This window comes from Salinicola sp. MIT1003, from assembly GCF_001858555.1.
GTDB lineage: Bacteria > Pseudomonadota > Gammaproteobacteria > Pseudomonadales > Halomonadaceae > Salinicola > Salinicola salarius.
Window position 1 is genome coordinate 1 of record NZ_MCAP01000038.1, and the last position, 2,669, is coordinate 2,669.

At 54.1% G+C, this 2,669-nt stretch carries 2 protein-coding genes; both read right to left on the bottom strand.

The window, feature by feature from the left end; all coding sequences use genetic code 11:
- Window positions 1-21: 21 nt before the first annotated feature.
- Window positions 22-1,374: a restriction endonuclease subunit S gene (locus BC443_RS13195; protein ID WP_083387397.1), complete on the bottom strand. Its 1,353-nt coding sequence runs from the start codon at window positions 1,372-1,374 to the stop codon at window positions 22-24.
- A complete protein-coding gene (locus BC443_RS13200; RefSeq protein WP_247643285.1) occupies window positions 1,364-2,554 on the bottom strand; it encodes an SAM-dependent methyltransferase in 1,191 nt (396 codons plus the stop codon). Before BC443_RS13200 ends, BC443_RS13195 begins: the two co-directional genes overlap by 11 nt.
- Window positions 2,555-2,669: the final 115 nt, after the last annotated feature.

Below are 2,669 nucleotides of genomic sequence, written 5' to 3' on the forward strand. Positions count from 1 at the left end.
TACGCCGAGGTGCTCAAGAAATCAGTCGCTGGACCGAGCACCCTTCAATAGCGTTGCGCTTGGAACTTGAGACCGCCGTACCTCGTGAGGTGGCGCAAGTTGCGAGATACCCTTCAGATTTTTTTGATTTATAGAGCCAAAGACAGTTCCCTCGGAATCATATGACGAAAGCTCATGACCAAGCTGAATGACAGAGTAATAAGTGAACGATGAGCAGCCTGATTTATGTCTAATCGCTACTAAGCCACGGCCAATACAGCAGTCAGTTAAAGCGATATTGGTGTCACCTACTGGGGCACGCACACTCAGAAGTGTATCGCCTCTTTTTGCCATTCTTTTTGGTTGAGTGCAGTACACTCGGTTACTTGGAAACCTCTTTCCGTAATCTCTTCGTCCTTGGAAAAATGGCGTACCTTCACCAGTTTCATTATAGGTATCTCCGGGTGGAGATTGACCCATCGTTACATCGAACTCTTTACCAACCGTTGAGGGTTCCCACCCCTCCGGAATCTCCCCCAACTCACTCTCCTGCATCGCCGAGGGAAACAGCGCGGCGGTCTCGAATAGCTCCTCATAGCGCTCGGGGTCTTCCGTGCGCAGTGCGTCGAGCTGCTCCGCCGTCTTACCGGAAATCGCCTGCATCGCGGCGCGGTTCATATAGGTTTCCAGATCGCCTAACGCGGGCGGCTCGTCCAGCTCGGCGGCGTAGCAGACGGGCGAGGCAGGTTCATTCTCTGGCTGGAGAGCCTGCCAGCGCTCGCGCAAGGCGATCTTGGCCTTGACCGGTTCGAAATCGACGAACCAGCTTTTGAACAGGGCTTGAGCCATCTGTTCGAGGGTTTGGTTGATTTGATGGTTTAGCTGGATTTTATCATCAAGGTCCTTAACGATTTTAACAATCCCATCCTGCTCTTTTCGACCAGGAATAGTTATCGCTAGCTTTTTGGCCGCCCCAACATTGAAATGTTGTTGAACAGCGCCCACGAGGCTGGAGTTAATTTGGTGGTTTGCAACTGAATTAAGGTAATAGCTCAGAAAATATGGCGACAATAATTGTGGATCAACACGCATAATGACCAAATCTGAGCAGTTGGCTTCAGCTACATAATCAGGTATCACGCAAGCCGCACCAGGTTTACCTGTACGAACAACAGCGACGTCTCCTGGGCGTAAAATTGATTTCTTTAGTTTTTGGTGGAAGCCATGCGATACATATTTAACATCATCCCAATCAATACGATGCTCACGAATATTTTTTGATCGAAAGAAAGGGATTCCATTATCACGATACTCTTTTGTCATGGAGCCAACATGACCAACGGTGATTTCAGAGCAAAGCTTCTCCAACGGATGTTCAGTCCAATTAGCAGACATAACCCAGCCTCCTAAGATTCCGCTTGATCTCCCCTTCCAGCCGATCGCTTTCCTCGAACTGCTCTTTCAGCTGCGCCGTCAATCGCGCCATCTTGTCTGAAAAGGGTTCGTCGTCCTCGTCCTGGGCCGCGGCGCCCACATACCGTCCCGGGGTCAGCACAAAGTCGTGCTTTTCAATCGCGGCAAGGTTGGCTGAGGCGCAAAAGCCAGGCACGTCCTCAAACTCCTCCGTTCGCTGCCAGCTATGGAAGGTGTCACTGATCCTGGCGATGTCCTCACCGGTGAAATCGCGCAGCACGCGGTCGCGCATATAGCCCTGTTGGCGGGCGTCGATAAACAGCACTTCGCCTTTACGACGGCGCTTTTCGACGCCGTTGGGGGATAGGCCGCCGGATTTATCCTTGGTCAAAAACCAGATACAGGCGGGAATCTGGGTGTTGGTGAAGAGCTGCCCCGGCAGCGCGACGATGCACTCCACCAGATCCTGCTCGACGAGGCGGCGGCGAATCTCGCCCTCCCCGCCGCTGTTGGAACTCATCGAGCCGTTGGCCAGCAGCAGCGCCATGCTGCCTATAGGCGCGAGGTGGTGGAGCATGTGCTGTAGCCAGGCGAAGTTGGCGTTACCCTTGGGCGGAGTGCCATACCGCCATCGCACGTCGTCAGCGAGCGACTCGTGCCACCAGTCCTTGACGTTGAACGGCGGGTTGGCCATCACGAAATCAGCGCGCAGGTCGGGGTGCTGGTCATCGAGGAAGCTGTCGGCGTTCTTCTGGCCGAAATTGAAGTCGATGCCGCGAATGGCCATGTTCATGGCTGCCAGCCGCCACGTGGTGGGGTTGGACTCCTGCCCGTAGATCGAAATCTGCTTTTTCTGTTCGGCAGGGTCGTAGTGATGCTCGCGGGCGTGTTCTTCGATGAACTTGTCTGACGAGACAAAGAATCCGCCCGATCCCATCGCCGGGTCATACACCCGTCCCTTGTAGGGCTCCAGCATCTCGACGATCAGCGTGACGATGCTCTTGGGCGTGTAGTATTGCCCGCCCTGTTTGCCTTCGGCGAGCGCGAACTGACCGAGGAAATACTCGTACACGTGGCCGAGAATATCCTTGCTGCGCAGCTTGAGCGCTTGGCCGTGGTGTTTGGGCTGGGTAAAGGAGGTATCCGAGAAGGAATTGATCAAGCCAATTAACTTGTCGTCATCGACTTGGAAGCGACTGATGAAGTGACCCCCTCCAGAACTGCACAGGGTATAGTGCAGCCATCAGGAGGACAGGATGAGCGACGACAACCCCATC